This window comes from Spirosoma taeanense (assembly GCF_013127955.1).
Lineage (GTDB): Bacteria > Bacteroidota > Bacteroidia > Cytophagales > Spirosomataceae > Spirosoma > Spirosoma taeanense.
Window position 1 is genome coordinate 1075229 of record NZ_CP053435.1, and the last position, 18130, is coordinate 1093358.

The 18130-nt window shown below is 55.3% G+C and carries 17 protein-coding genes; 11 read left to right on the forward strand and 6 right to left on the reverse strand.

Features of this window, described 5'->3' with window-relative positions; all coding sequences use genetic code 11:
• Positions 1 to 66: 66 nt before the first annotated feature.
• Positions 67 to 1287 (reverse strand): S8 family serine peptidase, encoded by a 1221-nt coding sequence (locus HNV11_RS04580; protein WP_171738541.1) that lies wholly within the window; start codon positions 1285 to 1287, stop codon positions 67 to 69.
• A gap of 188 nt (positions 1288 to 1475) precedes the next feature.
• Here HNV11_RS04580 and HNV11_RS04585 point away from each other — a divergent pair, with 188 nt between their 5' ends.
• From HNV11_RS04585 to HNV11_RS04600, 4 genes are all read left to right on the forward strand, one after another.
• Positions 1476 to 3398: a CocE/NonD family hydrolase gene (locus HNV11_RS04585; RefSeq protein ID WP_171738542.1), complete on the forward strand. Its 1923-nt coding sequence runs from the start codon at positions 1476 to 1478 to the stop codon at positions 3396 to 3398.
• A 93-nt stretch (positions 3399 to 3491) separates the two neighbouring features.
• Positions 3492 to 3773, forward strand: a complete 282-nt coding sequence (locus tag HNV11_RS04590) for a DUF427 domain-containing protein (protein WP_171738543.1) — start codon at positions 3492 to 3494, stop codon at positions 3771 to 3773.
• A gap of 2 nt (positions 3774 to 3775) precedes the next feature.
• The gene (locus tag HNV11_RS04595) at positions 3776 to 4489 is read left to right on the forward strand and encodes an ATP-binding cassette domain-containing protein (protein WP_171738544.1); all 714 of its coding nucleotides are present in this window, start codon (positions 3776 to 3778) and stop codon (positions 4487 to 4489) included.
• A 9-nt stretch (positions 4490 to 4498) separates the two neighbouring features.
• Complete coding sequence (locus tag HNV11_RS04600; protein WP_171738545.1) at positions 4499 to 6049, forward strand: ABC transporter permease/substrate-binding protein; 1551 nt, start codon at positions 4499 to 4501, stop codon at positions 6047 to 6049.
• Positions 6050 to 6062: 13 nt separating this feature from the next.
• Here HNV11_RS04600 and HNV11_RS04605 read toward each other — a convergent pair whose 3' ends face one another.
• On the reverse strand, positions 6063 to 6695 hold the full coding sequence (locus HNV11_RS04605; protein ID WP_171738546.1) for a DNA-3-methyladenine glycosylase: 633 nt from the start codon (positions 6693 to 6695) through the stop codon (positions 6063 to 6065).
• A 110-nt stretch (positions 6696 to 6805) separates the two neighbouring features.
• Between HNV11_RS04605 and HNV11_RS04610 the strand changes: the two genes are divergently transcribed.
• The 4 genes from HNV11_RS04610 (at position 6806) to HNV11_RS04625 (ending at position 9775) form a co-directional block, all read left to right on the forward strand.
• A complete protein-coding gene (locus HNV11_RS04610) occupies positions 6806 to 7690 on the forward strand; it encodes a GlcNAc-transferase family protein (RefSeq protein ID WP_171738547.1) in 885 nt (294 codons plus the stop codon).
• Positions 7674 to 8303 (forward strand): 2OG-Fe(II) oxygenase, encoded by a 630-nt coding sequence (locus tag HNV11_RS04615; protein WP_171738548.1) that lies wholly within the window; start codon positions 7674 to 7676, stop codon positions 8301 to 8303. Before HNV11_RS04610 ends, HNV11_RS04615 begins: the two co-directional genes overlap by 17 nt.
• A gap of 6 nt (positions 8304 to 8309) precedes the next feature.
• Positions 8310 to 8579 (forward strand): hypothetical protein, encoded by a 270-nt coding sequence (locus HNV11_RS04620; protein WP_171738549.1) that lies wholly within the window; start codon positions 8310 to 8312, stop codon positions 8577 to 8579.
• Between the two features lie 173 nt (positions 8580 to 8752).
• Positions 8753 to 9775, forward strand: a complete 1023-nt coding sequence (locus tag HNV11_RS04625; RefSeq protein WP_171738550.1) for a zinc metalloprotease — start codon at positions 8753 to 8755, stop codon at positions 9773 to 9775.
• Positions 9776 to 9862: 87 nt separating this feature from the next.
• Here HNV11_RS04625 and HNV11_RS04630 read toward each other — a convergent pair whose 3' ends face one another.
• Both HNV11_RS04630 and pdxA read right to left on the reverse strand, forming a co-directional pair.
• Positions 9863 to 10750, reverse strand: a complete 888-nt coding sequence (locus HNV11_RS04630) for a YicC/YloC family endoribonuclease (protein ID WP_171738551.1) — start codon at positions 10748 to 10750, stop codon at positions 9863 to 9865.
• 20 nt (positions 10751 to 10770) lie between these two features.
• On the reverse strand, positions 10771 to 12327 hold the full coding sequence (gene pdxA / locus HNV11_RS04635) for a 4-hydroxythreonine-4-phosphate dehydrogenase PdxA (RefSeq protein WP_171738552.1): 1557 nt from the start codon (positions 12325 to 12327) through the stop codon (positions 10771 to 10773).
• A 148-nt stretch (positions 12328 to 12475) separates the two neighbouring features.
• Between pdxA and HNV11_RS04640 the strand changes: the two genes are divergently transcribed.
• A complete protein-coding gene (locus HNV11_RS04640; RefSeq protein ID WP_171738553.1) occupies positions 12476 to 13417 on the forward strand; it encodes an NAD(P)-dependent oxidoreductase in 942 nt (313 codons plus the stop codon).
• A 54-nt stretch (positions 13418 to 13471) separates the two neighbouring features.
• Here the strand turns inward: HNV11_RS04640 and HNV11_RS04645 are convergent, their stop codons facing one another.
• Entirely contained in the window at positions 13472 to 15271 is a 1800-nt protein-coding gene (locus HNV11_RS04645) for an IPT/TIG domain-containing protein (RefSeq protein ID WP_171738554.1), read from the reverse strand.
• Positions 15272 to 15401: 130 nt separating this feature from the next.
• On the opposite strand from HNV11_RS04645, the gene HNV11_RS04650 reads away from it, so the two are divergent.
• Complete coding sequence (locus HNV11_RS04650; protein WP_171738555.1) at positions 15402 to 16931, forward strand: P-loop NTPase family protein; 1530 nt, start codon at positions 15402 to 15404, stop codon at positions 16929 to 16931.
• A 109-nt stretch (positions 16932 to 17040) separates the two neighbouring features.
• Here HNV11_RS04650 and HNV11_RS04655 read toward each other — a convergent pair whose 3' ends face one another.
• The gene (locus HNV11_RS04655) at positions 17041 to 17361 is read right to left on the reverse strand and encodes a heavy metal-binding domain-containing protein (RefSeq protein WP_171738556.1); all 321 of its coding nucleotides are present in this window, start codon (positions 17359 to 17361) and stop codon (positions 17041 to 17043) included.
• A 224-nt stretch (positions 17362 to 17585) separates the two neighbouring features.
• Between HNV11_RS04655 and HNV11_RS04660 the strand changes: the two genes are divergently transcribed.
• Positions 17586 to 18086 carry a lipocalin-like domain-containing protein gene (locus HNV11_RS04660; RefSeq protein WP_171738557.1) on the forward strand — a complete coding sequence of 167 codons (501 nt, stop codon included), beginning with the start codon at positions 17586 to 17588 and terminating at the stop codon, positions 18084 to 18086.
• Positions 18087 to 18130: the final 44 nt, after the last annotated feature.

An 18130-nucleotide genomic window follows, 5' to 3' on the forward strand; every position in this document is an offset into this window, starting at 1 on the left:
GCCAATAAAAACAGCGCGAAGCAGTGAGTCCACTGCTTCGCGCTGTTTTTATTGGCAGAGCCGGATTTACGGAACGCGCGAGGCTTTGTAGTCTGCGTTGCTGTCGTAATCGCCGGTGACGCGGCCTTTTTTATAAACCTTTCCGGCGCCGTTAGCCAGCATAATCCCCGCTACGTGCGGAGCCGCCATCGATGTGCCGCTATAGGTTGTGTAGCCACCATCTTTAAAGGTCGAATAGACACTGACGCCGGGGGCAGCGTATTCAATGGGCGGGTTGCCATAGTTCGAGAAATAAGCAAACACGCTGTTTACGTCGTGTGCAGATACCGTGCGGATGTTCGTTCCGTTGGCCCGGGCGGGCGAGTGGTTGTTGGCCTTATCCGCATCATTACCCGCGGCCAGTGAAAAATAAATGCCTTTGGCGGCTGCATTTTTAACGGCGTTATCGAGCGCGGTATAGGGGGAGCCACCCAGACTCATGTTGGCTACATCCCCTTTTTTGCCGTTTGCCCCTACGTAGTTCACGCCCGCTATCACGCCAGAATACGAACCGCTGCCTGCGCTGTTGAGCACCTTCACCGGAATAACCTGCGCACCGGCCGCTACGCCTACGACGCCAAACCCGTTGTTTTTAGCGGCAATCGTACCCGAAACGTGCGATCCGTGGCCATTGAGATCGTTCAGAGAAGCGGCATCCGGTGAGCCATCCGTGAAGGCGTTGTAGCCCCGGCTGGCGTTGACGTTTAGGTCCGGGTGCGTCAGGTCAATACCCGTATCGATAACCCAGGCCACCGCCGAACCTACGTAGTTGACCGAGCCGCCTACGGCTGTAATACCCCAGGGAACGGTCTGTACATCAGACGTAGTTACGCCTTCGGCTTTGGGGAAAATGAGCGCCACCGGCCCATCGGGCTCAACGGCTTCAATGATTGGGCTGCTGCTCAGTCTGGCAACGGCCTCCGCCGAAAGTCTGGCCGCAAAACCCACAATTGTGGAGCCATAAACCTGCGTCATCTCATCGACCCGAATACCCCTTAAGGCCAGAAACTGGAGGATATACTGACGCGCAGCGGCCGTTTCAGTCGCATAGTCGCCCGATGGCAGGGCATTCCGAACCTCGTCCTTAAACGAGACTACGTACCGGCCTTCGAACGAACCAACGCGGGCACCGGTGGTTGGCGGAGGGGTTGACACCGGGCCATCGGGGCTATTGGGCTGACAGCCATTGAGCAGAAGAGCAGCAGCCGTAAGGACTGTACCCAAAACTAAGTTGCGTGTAAGGCGCATGAAGAAAGGAAGAGAAGGTTGTTGTATGAAAACCAGCAGACCATCTGCTGGCAATCAAAGTTGTGAATACGATTCGGTCAAACGAACAGGTCATTTATCCTACGGTAAATTCGTATGTATATGGTAATCCAATGGCTGTCCGGGCCGAATGTGTATCTTTATGGCTGGTTCATCAAGCACACTTCCTTATGAAAATTTGGTTACTCACCGCATTTGTTGGCTTTTTCGGCGTAATCGCACAGGCGCAAACGACCCCGCCCGCCAACAGCTATGTCCGCGACAACTACCAGAAGTTTGAATATAAAATCCCGATGCGCGACGGGGTTAAGCTGCATACCGCCGTTTACGTACCCAAGGATGCGTCGGCCGGCAGCAAGTATCCGTTTCTGATGCAGCGCACGTGCTATAGCGTAGCGCCCTATGGCGCATCAGCGTACCCCAATGCTATCGGGCCATCGGGTACGCTGATGCGGGATAAGTTTATTTTCGTATACCAGGATGTTCGGGGCCGCTGGGCCTCGGAAGGCACCTGGACCAACATGACGCCTATTGTTACCGACCAGTCCTCAGCCGTGGCATCCGCCCGAAAGAAAGGGAAAGCACCTGCCCGGCAGTCGGCAGCGGCCGTTGACGAAAGTTCGGATACCTACGACACCATTGACTGGCTACTGAAGAACGTGCCGAATAACAACGGCCGGGTCGGGCAGTGGGGCATCAGTTACCCCGGTTTCTATACCATTGCCGGGGCCGTTGCTGCCCACCCGGCCCTGAAAGCCTCGTCGCCCCAGGCCCCGGTGTCGGATTTCTTCTTCGACGATTTCCACCATAATGGGGCGTTCATTCAGGCGTATCTGTTTACGTATCCAGTATTTGGGGTTCAGCATCCGGAGCCAACGACGAAGGCCTGGTATACAGATGATTTTATCAAAACCGGCTCGACCGATGGCTACCAGTGGCAGCTTGATCTTGGCCCGCTTAAAAACGCCAGCAACTATTATAAAGATAATTTCTTCTGGCAGGAAACGGTCGAGCACCCGAACTACGATGAGTTCTGGCAGAAACGTAGCATCCTGCCGCATCTGAAACAAATCAACCACGCCCTGATGACGGTTGGCGGCTGGTTCGATGCCGAGGACCTGTACGGTCCGCTCAATATTTACAAGACCGTCGAGAAGAACAACCCCGGTATCTACAACACGCTGGTAATGGGGCCGTTCGGACACGGCCGATGGTCGCGGGAAACGGGCCATACTCTCCATAGCAACGTGTATTTTGGCGACAGCATCGCTACGTTCTACCAGCGGAATATTGAAGCGAAGTTCTTTAACCACTTCCTCAAAGGGGCGGGCGACGGCAAGACCGGCCTGCCCGAAGCGTATCTGTTCAATACCGGCCGGAACGAATGGCGCACGTTCGATAAGTGGCCCGCGACTAATACCCAGACGATACAGTTTTACTTATCGAGTAACGGCCAGCTGGCGCAGTCGGGCGGCTCAACGGGGTATTCGGAGTTTGTCAGCGACCCCATGAAGCCCGTACCCTATACGGAGGACAACACCACCACGCTCGGCTTTACGCCCTTCAACTATATGTCGGAAGATCAGCGGTTTGCTAGCCGACGTCCCGACGTCTTGACGTTCCAGACCGACGTGCTAACCGAAGACCTGACGCTGGGCGGGGAGATTACGGCCAAGCTGAAAGTCAGCACCACCGGCACCGATGCCGACTGGGTTGTAAAACTGATCGACGTGTATCCGCCCGATGAGCCGAACCATCCCTACCTGCCGAACAAAAACATTACGCTCGGCAACTACCAGCAGATGGTGCGTTCGGAGGCCATGCGCGGGCGGTTTCGGAATTCATTCGAAAAACCCGAACCGTTTACACCCAACCAGGTAACCGACGTAACGTTCCGCCTGCAGGATGTGCTGCATACGTTTAAGAAAGGCCACCGGGTCATGGTGCAGGTGCAGAGTACCTGGTTCCCACTCATTGACCGCAACCCGCAGACGTACGTTGAGAACATATTCAAAGCCGACGAAAAGGACTTTACGAAACAAACGCACCGGGTATACGACAATTCGATGATTGAGGTACAGGTACTTAAATAAAACCTGTTGTCAACAGTAGAGTTGTTACGTTGTAGAGTTACCTGGTTCGGTTACCCGCTCTGCACGGTAATAACCCTATAAACTTTTGACGTCATGAAAGCGATCTGGAACGGTCAGACTATTGCTGAGAGCGATGACACCGTCGTGGTTGAAAACAACCATTATTTTCCGAAAGAATCGGTCAGGTCTGAGTTTCTGGCCGATAGCTATACGCATTCAACCTGCCCTTGGAAGGGCGAAGCGTCCTATTATTCGCTGTCGGTGGACGGCCAGACCAACCCGGATGCCGCCTGGTACTATCCGAACCCGAAGCCAGCCGCCAGCCAGATCAAGGATTACGTAGCTTTCTGTAAAGGCGTTAAAGTCGTTGAGTAACGATGATTGAAGTCCGCAACCTGACCAAACGTTTTGCTTCCCAACTAGCCGTTGTTGACGTATCGCTGCACGTCGGGCGGGGCGAAACGCTGGTTCTGCTGGGAACGAGTGGCTGCGGCAAAACGACGACGCTCAAGATGATCAACCGGCTGATTGAGCCGACCAGCGGCTTCGTCCGCGTAGACGGCGTGGACGTTCGGCAGCAGCCCGGAGCCGACCTGCGCCGACGCATTGGTTACGTTATTCAGGATGGGGGCCTGTTCCCGCATTATACCGTTGCCGATGCCATCGCTACCGTGCCGAAGTTGCTGGGCTGGGCGCCTGCCGATACCCAGCAGCGAACCCTCGAACTGATTGCCAAGCTTCAGTTACCCGAAACCGCTCTGAAACGATTTCCTGCCGAGCTCAGTGGCGGGCAACGCCAGCGGGTGGGTCTGGCACGGGCCCTGGCGGCCCGCCCGCCGGTGGTGCTGATGGACGAACCGTTCGGGGCTCTTGACCCGTTTACGCGTCGGCATGTCCGGCGCGAACTGTTCGGGCTTAGTGAACTGAAAGAAACGACCGTTGTGCTGGTGACGCACGACGTTGGCGAAGCGCTCGAACTGGCGGACCGGATTGCGCTTATGCACCAGGGGCGGATCGTGCAGATTGGCCCGCCGGATGACCTGCTGAACCGGCCCGCCAATGGCTTCGTCCGCGATTTTTTAGATTTATAACCCCCACCGATGCTCGAATTTCTCCGCCAGAATGCCGATAAACTCCTGGAACAGACGCTGACGCATATCGGTCTGACGTTCGTATCGCTGCTGCTGGCCCTGCTGATTGGGGTACCCCTGGGCATTCTGATTGCACGCCAGAAACGGCTGGCGAGCGGGGTGCTGGGCGTAGCGGGCATATTGCAGACCATACCCAGCGTAGCCCTGCTGGGGTTTCTGATTCCGTTACTCGGTATTGGCGTTGGGCCGGCGCTGATGGCCCTGTTTCTGTATGCGCTGCTGCCCATCATTCGCAATACCTACGTCGGTATTACGGAGGTCAGCCCATCCGTAAAGGAGGCCGCGCGGGGCGTGGGCATGACCGATAACCAGATTCTGACGAAGGTAGAACTGCCTCTGGCGCTACCGGTGATCTTCGCGGGCGTTCGCACCGCAACGGTGATTAATGTGGGCGTGGCTACGCTGGCGGCTTACGTAGCGGCTGGTGGACTGGGTGAGTTTATTTTCGGAGGCATTGCCCTCAGCAACGTCAACATGATGCTGGCGGGGGCTATCCCGGCTGCTCTGCTGGCCGTTGGGTTCGACTTCGGACTGGCGCGATTGCAGCGGCTTTCGGTGAGAAAACTGCGCCTGAGCGCGGGGGTGTTTTTGGTTCTGCTGCCGTTTCTGTCGGCGTTTTATCTGCTGCCCGGCCGCTCGGATAAACTCGTCGCCGGTTTTGCGCATGAGTTTTACGGTCGCGCGGATGGCTATCCGGGCTTGCAGAAAACCTACGGCCTTCAATTGCGGCCCCGACTGATCGATCAGAACCTAATGTACGAAGCCATTCATCGGGAGCAGGTAGACATCATCAGCGGCTACTCGACCGACGGACGTATTAAGGCGTTCGATTTGCGGGTGCTGGCCGACAACCGCCACGCGTTTCCCCCCTATGATGCGGCTCCGGTCGTGCGCCAGGCTACCCTCGACCGGTATCGCGACCTGGCACCTACGCTCAATCTGCTGGCGAATAAACTGACCGATTCAGTCATGACTGCCCTGAATTATCGGGTCGATTATCGGAAAGAAAGCCCGGAAACCGTAGCGCGCGATTTTCTCAAACAGGTCGGTTTATTGAAAATACCCTCGCCGGGCGACCGGTCGCAGACGATCGTGATGGGCTCAAAGGTGTTTACGGAGCAGTACATTCTGGCCGAAATCTATCGTCAACTCATCGAAGGACATACGCGTCTGCGGGTGGCCTCACGAACTGGGCTGGGCGGTACTCAAATCTGCTTTGACGCCCTTCGTACCGGCGCCATTGACTTCTATCCCGAATACACCGGAACGGGCTTACTGGTTATTTTGCAGCCATCGCCTGCTACGTTACGTTCGCTGCCCATGCAGCCCGACTCGGTTTATGAATTCGTTCGGCAGCAGTTCGCGCAGACGTATCGGCTAGCGTGGCTGCGACCGCTGGGCTTCAATAATAGCTATTCGCTGATGATGCGCCGGACGCAGGCAGGGCAGTTGGAAATCCGTTCCATAACCGACCTGGTGCAGTATCTGGGCAGGAACTGACCTCTGCTTCAGCTTATTTCCGACTGATGAATCGATTCCCCTTGATATAATAGCGATACGGCAGTTCAACGCCCTGCGTAATGCCAATCCGCGTCGTCGTAACCTGGTCAAAATCGTGCAGAACCGGCCCCCGAATTGAGATTGGTCCGGTCGACAGCGAGGAGAAATTGTGCTCCAGCCGACGAATGCCCATGGCGATCACCAGCTTGCCGGGGCCGTTGCACAGGTTCCGTTGGCCATCTGGCGTAGCCGGGTCAATCGTATTATTTCGGTACCGCTCAAAGCCCCTCTTAAACGCTTGATTGCGCCGGAGGCCCATAAGCTCAAGACCTTCGGTCGGTTCGAGCGCCCGGATTAGCACAGCCTCGCCAACGCCTTCGGGTGCCGTAACGACGTTGACACAGTGGTAATGGTTGTAAATCTGGTAGACGTAAAGCGTGCCGGCTGGACCGAACATGGCCGCATTCCGGGGTGTCGGCCGGCGGTAAGCGTGGCAAGCCGGGTCGCCGGTGATATAGCCTTCGGTCTCGACGATGACTCCCGCCGTTGTGCCCTCCGGCGATTCGTGAACCAGCTCGCAGCCGAGCAGGAGTTGAGCCAGCGTAAGCGTGTCGTGCTTTTCGTAAAAGTCAGGCAGAAGTTTCATGGATCAATAATAAGCAAATTGCCGTTCTGCTATAATTTCTACCGTTCGCTAACCAGGCTGGTGCTGACGTAACGCCAGGCGCTATCTTTCTTTGGTTAATCAGCGGGGATATGGCGGACATATACGTACAGATACCAGCCTATCGCGATTCGGAGTTGCCCAAAACGCTCCGAAGCCTGCTGGCTATGGCTACCCAGGCCGGTCGTCTGCGCATCGGTGTGTTCTGGCAACGCGCTGCCACCGACCGATTGCCCCGAACCCTGCTGAACCACTCGTTGATTGAGATTACAGACATCCCCTACTGGCAAAGTAAGGGCTGTAACTGGGCGCGGAGTCTGTTGCAGCAGGGCTGGCAGGGTGAGCCCTACACGTTACTGATTGATTCACACCAGCGATTCGTGCGGGGATGGGATCAGCTCATGATTGACCAGTATGAAGAATTACGACGGATTGGGGTTGAAAAACCGATTTTAACGGGTTACCTGCCTCCTTACAATCCCGTCAATGAACCGCATGGGCGGCTGCATAAGCCAATGGAAATGTACGCGCTCAGGCATGATAATGGGTTGCTGACCAAGTTGGTCAGTTACCCTATGCCGTTCTGGAAGCGGCTTGAGCAGCCTAAACCGGCCCATTTTGTGTCCCTGCATTTTCTGTTCACGGCGGGGCAGTTTAACCGCGAGATTACCTTCGACCCGGACATTTATTTCTTCGGGGATGAAGTTGTTACGAGTCTGCGCGCTTATACGAACGGGTATGATCTGTTTCATCCGCACCGCGTTCTGGGCTGGCACGCCTACGACCGCCGGACCCGCACGCCCCATTGGAACGATCATACGGCCTGGTCGGAGCAGGAACGTATATCATCTGAACGAATTCGTGCCTTATACAGCGGGCATCTCACTGGTCCGTACGGCCCCGGTTCGGTGCGGAGCATCAATCAGTATGAATCCTATATCTACCAAAACCTGATTAGCCATGAGTCTGCTGCCTGAACCGTTAACCAGCCGTCCGAAAGGGAAAAACCTGTTCTGGATAGACGATTTCATCACCCCGGCCGAATGCGCGTTCGTGTGTCAGGAACTGGAGTTTTCGTTCTGGCAGCGCAGCTCGGTGATCCGGAAAGTCGAAAATAACCAGATTCAGTCCATGCACAGTCCGACGCGAATCAGCGAAACGTCGGGGCAGGAATGGTTCAGCGACGAGCTGCTGGACTTTCTGCAGGTGCTTGAAACCCGGCTCGAATCGCTGCTCGGTACCAGTCGACAGCGGTTGGAATTCTGGCAGGCTACCCGGTATGAGCCGGGCGGGCAGTTCGACTACCATCATGATGCCGGTTTTTGGGAAGATGACCCGGCCGGTGAGCGGAGGCACACCATCCTGCTTTATCTGGATACGCCCGAGCGGGGTGGGCAGACGCATTTTCGGGCCCAGGACGTAAGCGTACGGGCCGTTGCCGGGCGGCTTCTCGTCTGGAATAATCTCTTGCCCACCGGGAGTTGCAATTACGGTATGATTCACGCCAGTACGCCCGTCCTCGAAGGGCAAAAAACCACGCTCGTTACGTGGGAGCGACTTAATCCATTCAGAACCGAACCTTTAAACTAAACAGTCATGGCAAAGGCAGCCCAAACCAACGAAAAAGTCGTCAATGACATCATCAAGCGTTATGGCGACGTAATCAATCTGAAAGAGAATCCGGCGCTGATCGTTGAAATCGTCCGAAACTTCGGCAAGAAGCTCCACAACGACGGAGGGCTGCCGGGTGGCGTTGGCCCCGTCGGCCCTACCAGCCATATCGAAACGGTCACTAATGCTGAGCTGATGAAGCAACTGCTGAAGCTGTCTAAAGAAATCGCGACGATCAAGTCAAAATTAGGCTAATGGGGAATCCTGGAGTAGCCACACGAGAGTTCGTGCGAGTACGATTTTACGGAAAAATGCTACGTTTATAAAAACGTCTGCAGAATTGTAGGTAGACGTAAGTTGGTGTCCTTAAGTGGGTAACTTCCCGAAATTTTATACTGGTTATCTTATATCTATACCTGACTAATTCTATGCGCAAATTTATTCTGCCAGCGTCCTTTCTGGGAATGCTGTACGTCGCTTCGGCCTGTCTGGAATCATCCGTGCAGGAGCCTGCTAATTCCGCTGCTTATTCATCAGCCCGTGGCGCACGTACCGGTGCCATGCACCGTACCTGCGCGTCGCACGCCATTTATGTCGCTAAACTTCAGCGGGACCCGGCCCTGCGTGAGCGCATTCTTCGCATGGAAGCGCGGGTTCAGGCCGATACCGACGAAGAAAACCAGTCGGTTGGAGCAAAATCTAACCCCTATCAGGGCACAATCACGATACCGGTCATCGTCAATGTTCTCTACAGCAATCCGTCGGAGAACGTCAGCGACGCCCAGATCGCTTCGCAGATTGCGGTGCTGAACCAGGACTTTAACCGCCGGAACCCCGACGTAACCCTTACCCCGAGTCTGTTTAAGGGCCGCGTGGGTGATATGCAGATGAATTTTGTGCTGGCCGGGGTGAACCGAAAAGCCTCGAATCAGGCGGTCTGGCAGGCCGATGATTCCATGAAATTCTCCGCGTTGGGCGGTATCGACGTTACCCAGCCTGACAAGTACCTGAATATGTGGGTGTGCCGCATCGAGGATTCCGGCTATGAACTGCTGGGTTATGCGCAGTTTCCCGGATTTCCGCCGGAAACCGATGGGGTGGTCATCAATCCCAGAAGCTTTGGAACTATCGGCCAACTCTATCCCGAATACAATAAGGGCCGTACGGCCACTCACGAAATCGGGCATTGGTTAAGCCTGCAGCATATCTGGGGCGATGGTCCCTGTGGCGTAGACGATTACGTACGGGATACGCCCGACTCCGACTCGCCTAACTTTGGCTGTCCGGCATATCCAACAAAAGCCTGCGGGGGAACGCTGATGACCATGAACTTCATGGATTATAGCGATGACCCGTGCATGTATATGTTTTCCCGGGGGCAGGTCACCCGCTCGCGGTGGATGTTCTCATCACCCTACGGCCCCCGGCAGAGCTTCGTAGCCTCCATGTAGGCCATTCATAGCCTGAAAAAAAAGACCTCCCGATTCGTCAGGAGGTCTTTTTTGGTTAAAACGGGGCAGCCTGCCGGTATCGGGCGTTTAGATTACGTTCATGGTCTGCTCCTTGATCTTCTCCAATTCGTCTTTCATCTGGACAACGAACCGCTGAATCGTGGCGTCGTTGGCTTTGGAGCCGATGGTGTTGATTTCCCGGCCGATTTCCTGCGAGATAAAGTTCAACTTTTTGCCGTTGGCTTCTTCCGTTGCCAGGACTTCCAGGAAGTAGCTCAGGTGATTCTTGAGCCGGACTTTTTCTTCCGAGATGTCGAATTTCTCTACGTAATAGACCAGTTCCTGCTCAAAGCGGTTCTGATCGAAGGTTTCGCTATCGAGCAATTCGCTGACGCTGGCGCGCATCCGGTCACGCACGGCCGGAATACGCCGGACATCCTGCTCTTCGATGTCGGCCAGCCGGTCGCGAATAGTCTGGATATACTCCTGGAATTTGCTTTCCAGAACGGCTCCGTCCTGGCGTCGGAACGCGTCGCACCGGCGAATGGCTTCCTGCACGGCAGCCTGCACCGTTGCCCAGTCCGACGAGTCGGCTGTTGGGTCGGCCGACTCGGTCAGGTAAGCATTGGGCTGCTGCAGCGCCAGTTGCAGCACGTCGCTGTCCGATACGCTCATCAGCATGCTGTTGGCGGTTTCTTTCAGATCACTGACGTAAGCCGCTACGAGGGGGCGGTTAATTGTTACGCCCGGCCGGATGGCGCTCGTTCGGGCCAGATTCAGCGAGAGTTCAACTTTACCGCGCTCCAGTTGCTGGGTAAGCAGCGCGCGCAGCTCAATCTCTTTATCGGAAAACTGCCGGGGCAGTCGGCAATAGATGTCCAGGAATTTTGAGTTCAGCGTCTTGACTTCCGCCGTTACGGACAGGCCACCGGCCTCCACCGTTGCGTTGCCGAAGCCGGTCATGGATTTTAACATTCGATAGGTCGTTTTACTGCTTATTTAAGCGCTCCGGCTTCCAGTTCCATGTACTCCCGGCGCTGACGGGCAACGTCAACGGCGGTGTAAATGGCCTGAAGCATGGAGGTTTCGTCGGCAAGGTCTTTCCCGGCGATGTCGTAGGCCGTTCCGTGATCGGGCGACGTTCGGACAACGGGCATTCCGGCCGTAAAATTAACGCCCTCTTCGAAGGCAATGGATTTAAACGGAATCAGGCCCTGGTCGTGGTACATGGCCAGTACGGCATCAAATTTTTTGTAGCCCCTCGTGCCAAAGAAGCCATCGGCCGGATAGGGACCAAAAACGAGCTGACCTTTGTTGCGCCACTCCGCAAGGAGCGGTTTGATAATGTCCTGTTCTTCATTACCCAGCAGTCCTTCTTCGCCCGCGTGCGGGTTCAGCCCCAGCACCGCAATCTTAGGTTTCTCGATACCGAAGTCCTGTTTGAGCGACTGCATCATCAGGGTCAGTTTCTGGGCAATCCGGTCGCGGGTTATGTTCTGGCGGACGCGCCCCAGCGGAACGTGACCCGTAACGACACCGACGCGCAGGGTTTCGCTGACCATGAACATCAGGTTATCCGGCACGCCGAATTCCTGCGCCAGATACTCGGTATGCCCCGGAAACTTGAACTCCTCGGACTGGATATTATACTTATTAATCGGCGCCGTGACGAGCGCATCGAGCTTGCCTTCTTTCAGGTCGTCAACGGCCCGCTGCAGGCAGGCAAACGCAGCCTGACCGGCTTCGGGCGTAACCTGACCCGGCTGAATATCCTGATTCTGATCAGGCCAGCACGTAATGACGTTCGTCATCTTATGGCTGATCTGCCCGATGGTGGGAGCACCATTCAGGTTCCAGTCCTTCATATTCAGCAGGTTGCGGTACCGGTTCAGCACCCGCATGGACCCGTAAATAACCGGCGTACAGATTTTTTGCAGCCGGTTGTATTGCAGCGCTTTCAGAATGACCTCGGGACCGATGCCGTTGTAATCGCCCAGACTGATGCCAATCACCAGCCGGTCTTCTCGGCCGGATGATTCCCCTGACTCATTGCCGAGGTCACGTCCGCCCTGCCGCGAACTGCGCTCTGGCCGATCAAATCCGGAAGTATCGGCTCCTCTGGGCATTTCACTGCCATCGCGCTCCATTTGGGCCTCCCGTTCACGGGGAGGATTGTTCCGATCACGGTCATTGCGATTTTCCCGCTGGCGATTCTCGGGCTGACCAGTCGCTTCGTCCTGCGGTTTAGCATCCCGTGGTCCGGCATCCCGGCTATTTCGGTTTTCCCGTTGCCGATTGTCGCGTGGGTTAGGGCCGTTCTGACGCTGGCCCTCCGGGCGTTGTCCATCGGGTCGGTTGCCCGGAGGGTTGTTACGGCCGTTGGGTTGCCGGTTCTCCCGCCGTTCGGTAGGCCCCGGCTGGCTGCCTGTGGGCTGCTCGGCTTCGGCCTGCGGCTGGCTGGGCTGGGTATCGTCTGGCCGGGCTTCGGGGTCCGGGCCAGCTGGAGGGTCGTTACGTAGATCGTTCGGTTCGTTGGGTTGGCGTTGTTCCATGCACTTTTTGTAGTTTCGCCAATTCTTAAAAATAGACGTTGCAGCGCGGACGTCAGATGAGAAATGCGGAATAACAGATCCGCGTAATCTGACGGCTTTCGCCCAAAGCTGGCGTCCTTACTTGCCGCAAGTTACGAAAACCCTACAGATGTCCCAGAACCAGTCTGCCATTCTGATTGCCGACGAAATGCACTCGTCGCTGTTTGCCATGCTCGACAACGCTGGCTTTACTTATTCCTACCAGCCGAAAATCAGCCGGGCCGAACTACTCCAGCAGCTTGCGCCCTTTGCCGGACTTATTATCCGCAGTAAAACCAACGTAGACGAGGAGCTGCTTAACCACGCACCTAATCTGCGGTATATCGGTCGGGCTGGTGCCGGACTGGATCTGATTGATCTGGCTGCCGTTGAGCGTCGGAACATCCGGGTGTTTCATGCCGGTGAAGGCAACCGCGACGCCGTTGCCGAACACGTCGTCGGGATGCTGCTGGCGCTGTTAGCCAATATCCTGAAAGCCGACCGCGAGGTGCGGCAGGGCATCTGGGACCGCGAAGGTAACCGGGGGTATGAACTCGGTAATCTGACGGTCGGGCTGATTGGCTATGGCAACAACGGACGCGCTACGGCCCGGCGACTCAGCGGCTTCGGCTGCCGCGTGCTGGCCTACGATAAATACCTGACCAACTATGGCGATACATTCGCAGAGGAAGCCACGCTGGATCAGCTCCTGAACGAAGCGGATGTTGTGAGTCTACACATTCCGCTGACCAGCGATACGCGGATGCTGGTGAATGACGAATTCATTGAGCGGGTCAGCAAACCCTTTTACCTGATTAACATTGCGCGCGGTGAGGTTGCCTCTCTGTCGGCGATCGTGCGGGGACTGGAGCAGGGCAAGCTGCGGGGGGCCTGTCTGGATGTGCTGGAAAACGAAAAACTGGCCAAACTGACGCCCGATCAGCAGACAGCTTTTGATTCTCTCCGCCAGTCAGATCGGGTGGTGCTGACTCCGCACGTTGCCGGCTGGACCCACGAGAGTTACGTCCGGATCAACGAAGTGCTAGTCAGACAGTTGGCGGAGGTGGTATAGCTCTGCGGAGCGAAAGCGGGCTGAACTAACTACCGCTTCCGCTCTTCGCCGGAATTACTTGGCCAGCGTAAAGTTGGCGCTGGTGCAGGCCGTTCCGGCGTCGTTGGTGAGACAGATCTGGCCGGTTGATACGTTGGCCGGGACCGTAACGATCAGCGAATTGCCCGACAGTCGGAAAGTAGCTGGTGCCGATGTGCCGCCGTTAAAGCGAACTTCCGATACGTTGCTCAGGTTCTGACCGGTAATGGTCACTTCCGTACCGGCCTTACCAGTTTTAGGTGTAAAATCCGTAATAGTCGCCAGCCGGATAACCGTAAAAGCTGCGGTGTAAGTGTTCTCGCCCGATGCGTTGAATACGCGGATCGGGCCGGTCTGTGCATCCGCCGGAACCAGCACCCAGCGTTCGGTGTCTTCGTTCTTGCCGCCGTCCGGAGCCGGGTTTGCCGATCCGGTAAAGAAAATCTGTGCGTTGAGCAACTGATCGCCCAGGAGCACGACCCGTTCACCGGGCCGGGCCTTGCGCGGAACAATATCGGTTACGGTGGCAGGCTGAATCACCACGAGTGGACGGCTGGTGGTGGCCGTACCTGCCCGGCTGGTAACGCTGACAATGCCGCTAACGGCGTTGACGGGTACGCTGACGATTAGTTGAGAGCCTTCAGTGCGCTCCGTGATGGGTACAGGCTGACCACTGACCCGTACTTCCGTGATGCGGTACAGATTCTGCCCCGTGATGGTTATGGGCCTATCTCGAAACTGGCGGGCTGGATTTACCGTCAGATTGGACGGAGGCAGGTAGAAAAAGAACGGATCGGTTGCGCTGGCACTGCCGCCGGGGCCAGTTACGGAAACGGTTACCTGGCCTGACGCAGTCAGAGCCGGTACGGTAGCTTCGAGCTGCGTGTCATTCAGCACCCGAAAGCTAACGGGCGTGCTGCCAAACCGCACCCCCGATATATCCCGCAGATTCAGGCCCGCCAGAATGATTTTATCGCCTGTGACCCCGTCCCGCGCGCTCAGGCTGGCCACGGAAGGCTGCAGAACAATCTGAACGCTGTCGGCGCTGGTGGCTACCAGCTTCTCGAAGACCGTAACTGTGACGCGTCCCGATGTCGCGAAGGTGGGAACGATGGTCCGGATCTCGGTATTTTTAATGCTTGTCTGACTCCGGTCGGTAGCCATGCCGTTGATCCGTACGACGCCATCCAGCAGATTGTTTCCCTGAATGACCAGCTCCGAGCCGGGTTTGACCTGTTTCGGTGAAACGCTGGTAATCTGGGGCGTTCCAGCAACGATGAAGCTGCTGGTCAACTGCCCGCCCTTTGTTTCAACTACCAGCGCCACCGGACCCCGCTGTACATTGGGGGGTACAACAACAGTCAGCTTTTCTGCCGAGCTGTCCTGAACAACGGCATCGGCGTCGGCAAAGCGAACGAACGTAAGCTGGTTCAGATAATCCCCGGTCAGCACAACTGTTGAGCCGGGTAAACCATTGGCGGGCGATACGCTGCTAACCGCCGGGACTGGCTGCTGAACAATGAATGGTAACGGATCGGATATGCCCTGACTCGTGCGGACCCGAACCTGGGTTATGCCCGGCCGGATGCGCGGCACCACAACCCGAATCTGCTGTTCGGTCGAGCTGACGACGGTTGCCGTCAACGCCGTGCCTGATTCACCGAACGTAACGATTGGCTCCTGCCCAAACTGATACCCCGAAAGCGTCACTTCCTGGCCGACAAACGACTGTGCAGGCGAAATCTCCGTTAAATCGGGCGGGGAAGTTCTGACGCGACAGGTTGACAGACCAAACAGCAGGAAGAGGAAGGAGAAAAGGGGTAATACTGATTTCATAAGGGGCAGAGGGCAGCTGCGCCCGGTGCATGATGGAGTAAAAATAGTCATTTTCAGCGTCGAAAAACCATTTCTTCCGAAAGCCTGTTATCCACACACAAGTCCTACTCTTGTAATCGACATCTTTTTAATGAACTACCGCAGCCTGAAATCATCAAATTTATTAAAAATAACAACGCTTGGCGAATTGAAAGCCGCTGGGTATCAGCCCCGGTCAATCAAGCAGGAATTACGCGAGAATCTTATTGAGCGAATTCGGGACAAAGAGGTGGTTTTCCCCGGCATCTGGGGGTACGAAGACACGGTTATCCCCGATGTTGAGCGGGCTATTCTGTCCATGCACCATATTAACCTGCTGGGTTTGCGGGGTCAGGCCAAGACCCGTATTGCCCGCCTGATGGTGAACCTGCTCGATGAATACATTCCGGTCGTAACGGGTTCTGAACTCAACGACGACCCCATGCAGCCACTCTCCCGATTTGCGCTGGATTTGATCGCCGAAAAAGGTGATCAGATGCCAATTTCGTGGCTGCACCGGAATGACCGCTACACCGAAAAGCTGGCTACGCCCGATGTGTCGGTGGCCGATCTGATTGGCGACGTAGACCCAATTAAAGCTGCGACGCTCAAACTGCCCTATTCCGACGAACGAACCATTCACTTTGGCCTGATTCCCCGTTCGCACCGCTGCATTTTCGTCATCAACGAATTGCCTGATCTGCAGGCCCGGATTCAGGTGTCACTGTTCAACATTCTGCAGGAAGGCGACATTCAGATTCGGGGCTTCAAGCTACGTCTGCCGCTCGACATTCAGTTTGTCTTTACGGCTAACCCTGAGGATTATACGAACCGGGGCAGCATCGTTACGCCCCTGAAAGATCGAATTGATTCGCAGATTGTGACGCACTACCCGAAATCTATCGAGATCGGGAAGAAAATTACGATGCAGGAGGCCGTCATCAAGACCGAGCAAAAAGGCATGGTTAAAACCAACGACCTTGTTGCCGACCTCATTGAGCAGATTGCCCTCGAAGCGCGTGAGAGTGAGTACGTTGATGCTAAAAGTGGCGTGTCGGCCCGGATGACTATTTCGGCCTATGAAAACCTGCTCTCGTCGGCCGAACGGCGGGCGCTGCTGAACGGCGAAAAAGATACGTATGTCCGCATTGCGGATCTGTATGGTGTTGTACCGGCCATCTGTGGTAAGGTTGAACTGGTCTATGAAGGCGAAGTGGAAGGACCGGTTATTGTCGCGCAGAACCTGATCGGTAAAGCCATTCGGAACCAGTTTTTGCAATATTTTCCAAATCCTGAAAAGGCCAAGAAAGACAAGCGCGGCAACCCATATAAGAAAATAACCGACTGGTTTGGGGATGGTAACACCATGGACATCCTGAACGACCTGACCAATCGCGATTATGAAGCCCGATTAAAAACGATTGACGGCCTCGACGATCTGGTGGATCAGTTTCATCCCCGCTTGAGCAAGCCCGAAAAGCTGTTTATGATGGAGTTTGCCCTGCACGGTCTGGCCGAACATTCGCTGGTGGGCAAAAAAGCGATGGATACGGGTCAGTCATTCAAAGATCTGCTGGGTTCGATGTTCAACCCCGGCAATCGCTTCGGCGAAGAAGAGGAAGACGAGGACGATCGGTATTAATCCGACAACCGCCCGCATCAGAAATCAAAAAGGCAGGACCCATCAGGAGTCCTGCCTTTTTGATTTCTTGGAAATGTTCCTGCCTTCGGAAGCAGGATGCATTCCGGTTTTATTCAAGCATGACCGCGGTGCCGTTGGCGCTCACCATCAGCATGGAACCGTTACCCCCGATGGTCTGGTAGTCCAGGTCTACGCCAATGATGGCGTTTGCCCCCAATCGGGTAGCCTGATCAATCATTTCCTTGATGGCAATACTCTTGGCTTCGCGTAGTCCCTGCTCATAGGCACCGGACCGCCCTCCGACCACATCGCGGATGTTGGCGAAGAAATCCTTAACCAGATTGGCACCAATAATGGCCTCGCCATTAACCAGACCTACGTATTGTTTAATGCGTTTGCCTTCAATGTTAGGTGTAGTCGTGATGAGCATGAACGGGAAGTTGACAGGTTATCGGGTTGTAAAGTTATAAAGTTGTTGGTTCCGCTGGTATTTATCGTCATATTTTAGCCTGGAAGTCCTGGAGGCCATGTTAGATGGTCAGACCGTTTACAAAGTCAAGCTGCCGTTCAATCAAAAACAGAATTAGTCTTCTGCGTTTGTCCACCAATTTCGGCGCGGTTATCCCCATGTACAGATCATACAGTATGAAAAATATGAATACAGTTCGCCTGTTGGCTTTGATGCTGGTTATCGCTCTACCTATGTGGTTTGGTAGTTGTAAGAAAGACGGCACGGAAGCCGTTATGCCTACTAACACGTCGGTTGAAGGAAATTATAAAGTGAGTGCGATAAAGGTCGACCCTAAGATTGAGGGTTTTGATGATATACTGCCTCTGTATTCGCTGCTGCTGGGCAACACCTGCCTTACCGATATCACTATTTCGTTTAAGAGTAACGGTACGATTACGACCGACTATCCACCGTCCTGCCAATCGGCCGGTGACGATATCAGCGATGCAACCGGTATCGACAGTGACAGCAAGTGGGCTTTGAACGGCAGTAAACTTACCATTACTGACGAAAACGGTACCCAAACGGCTTATGATGCCACCTTTAACGGGGGTAATATGCAGTTGAAATGGCAGGAGGACGATGGCGATGCCAGCGGGAAGACGTTTAAGCAAACCTACATCATGGAACTGAAACGGCTATAACCAGCCGCAGTCCGATACACTTGCCAAGGCAAAACCGGTTATCA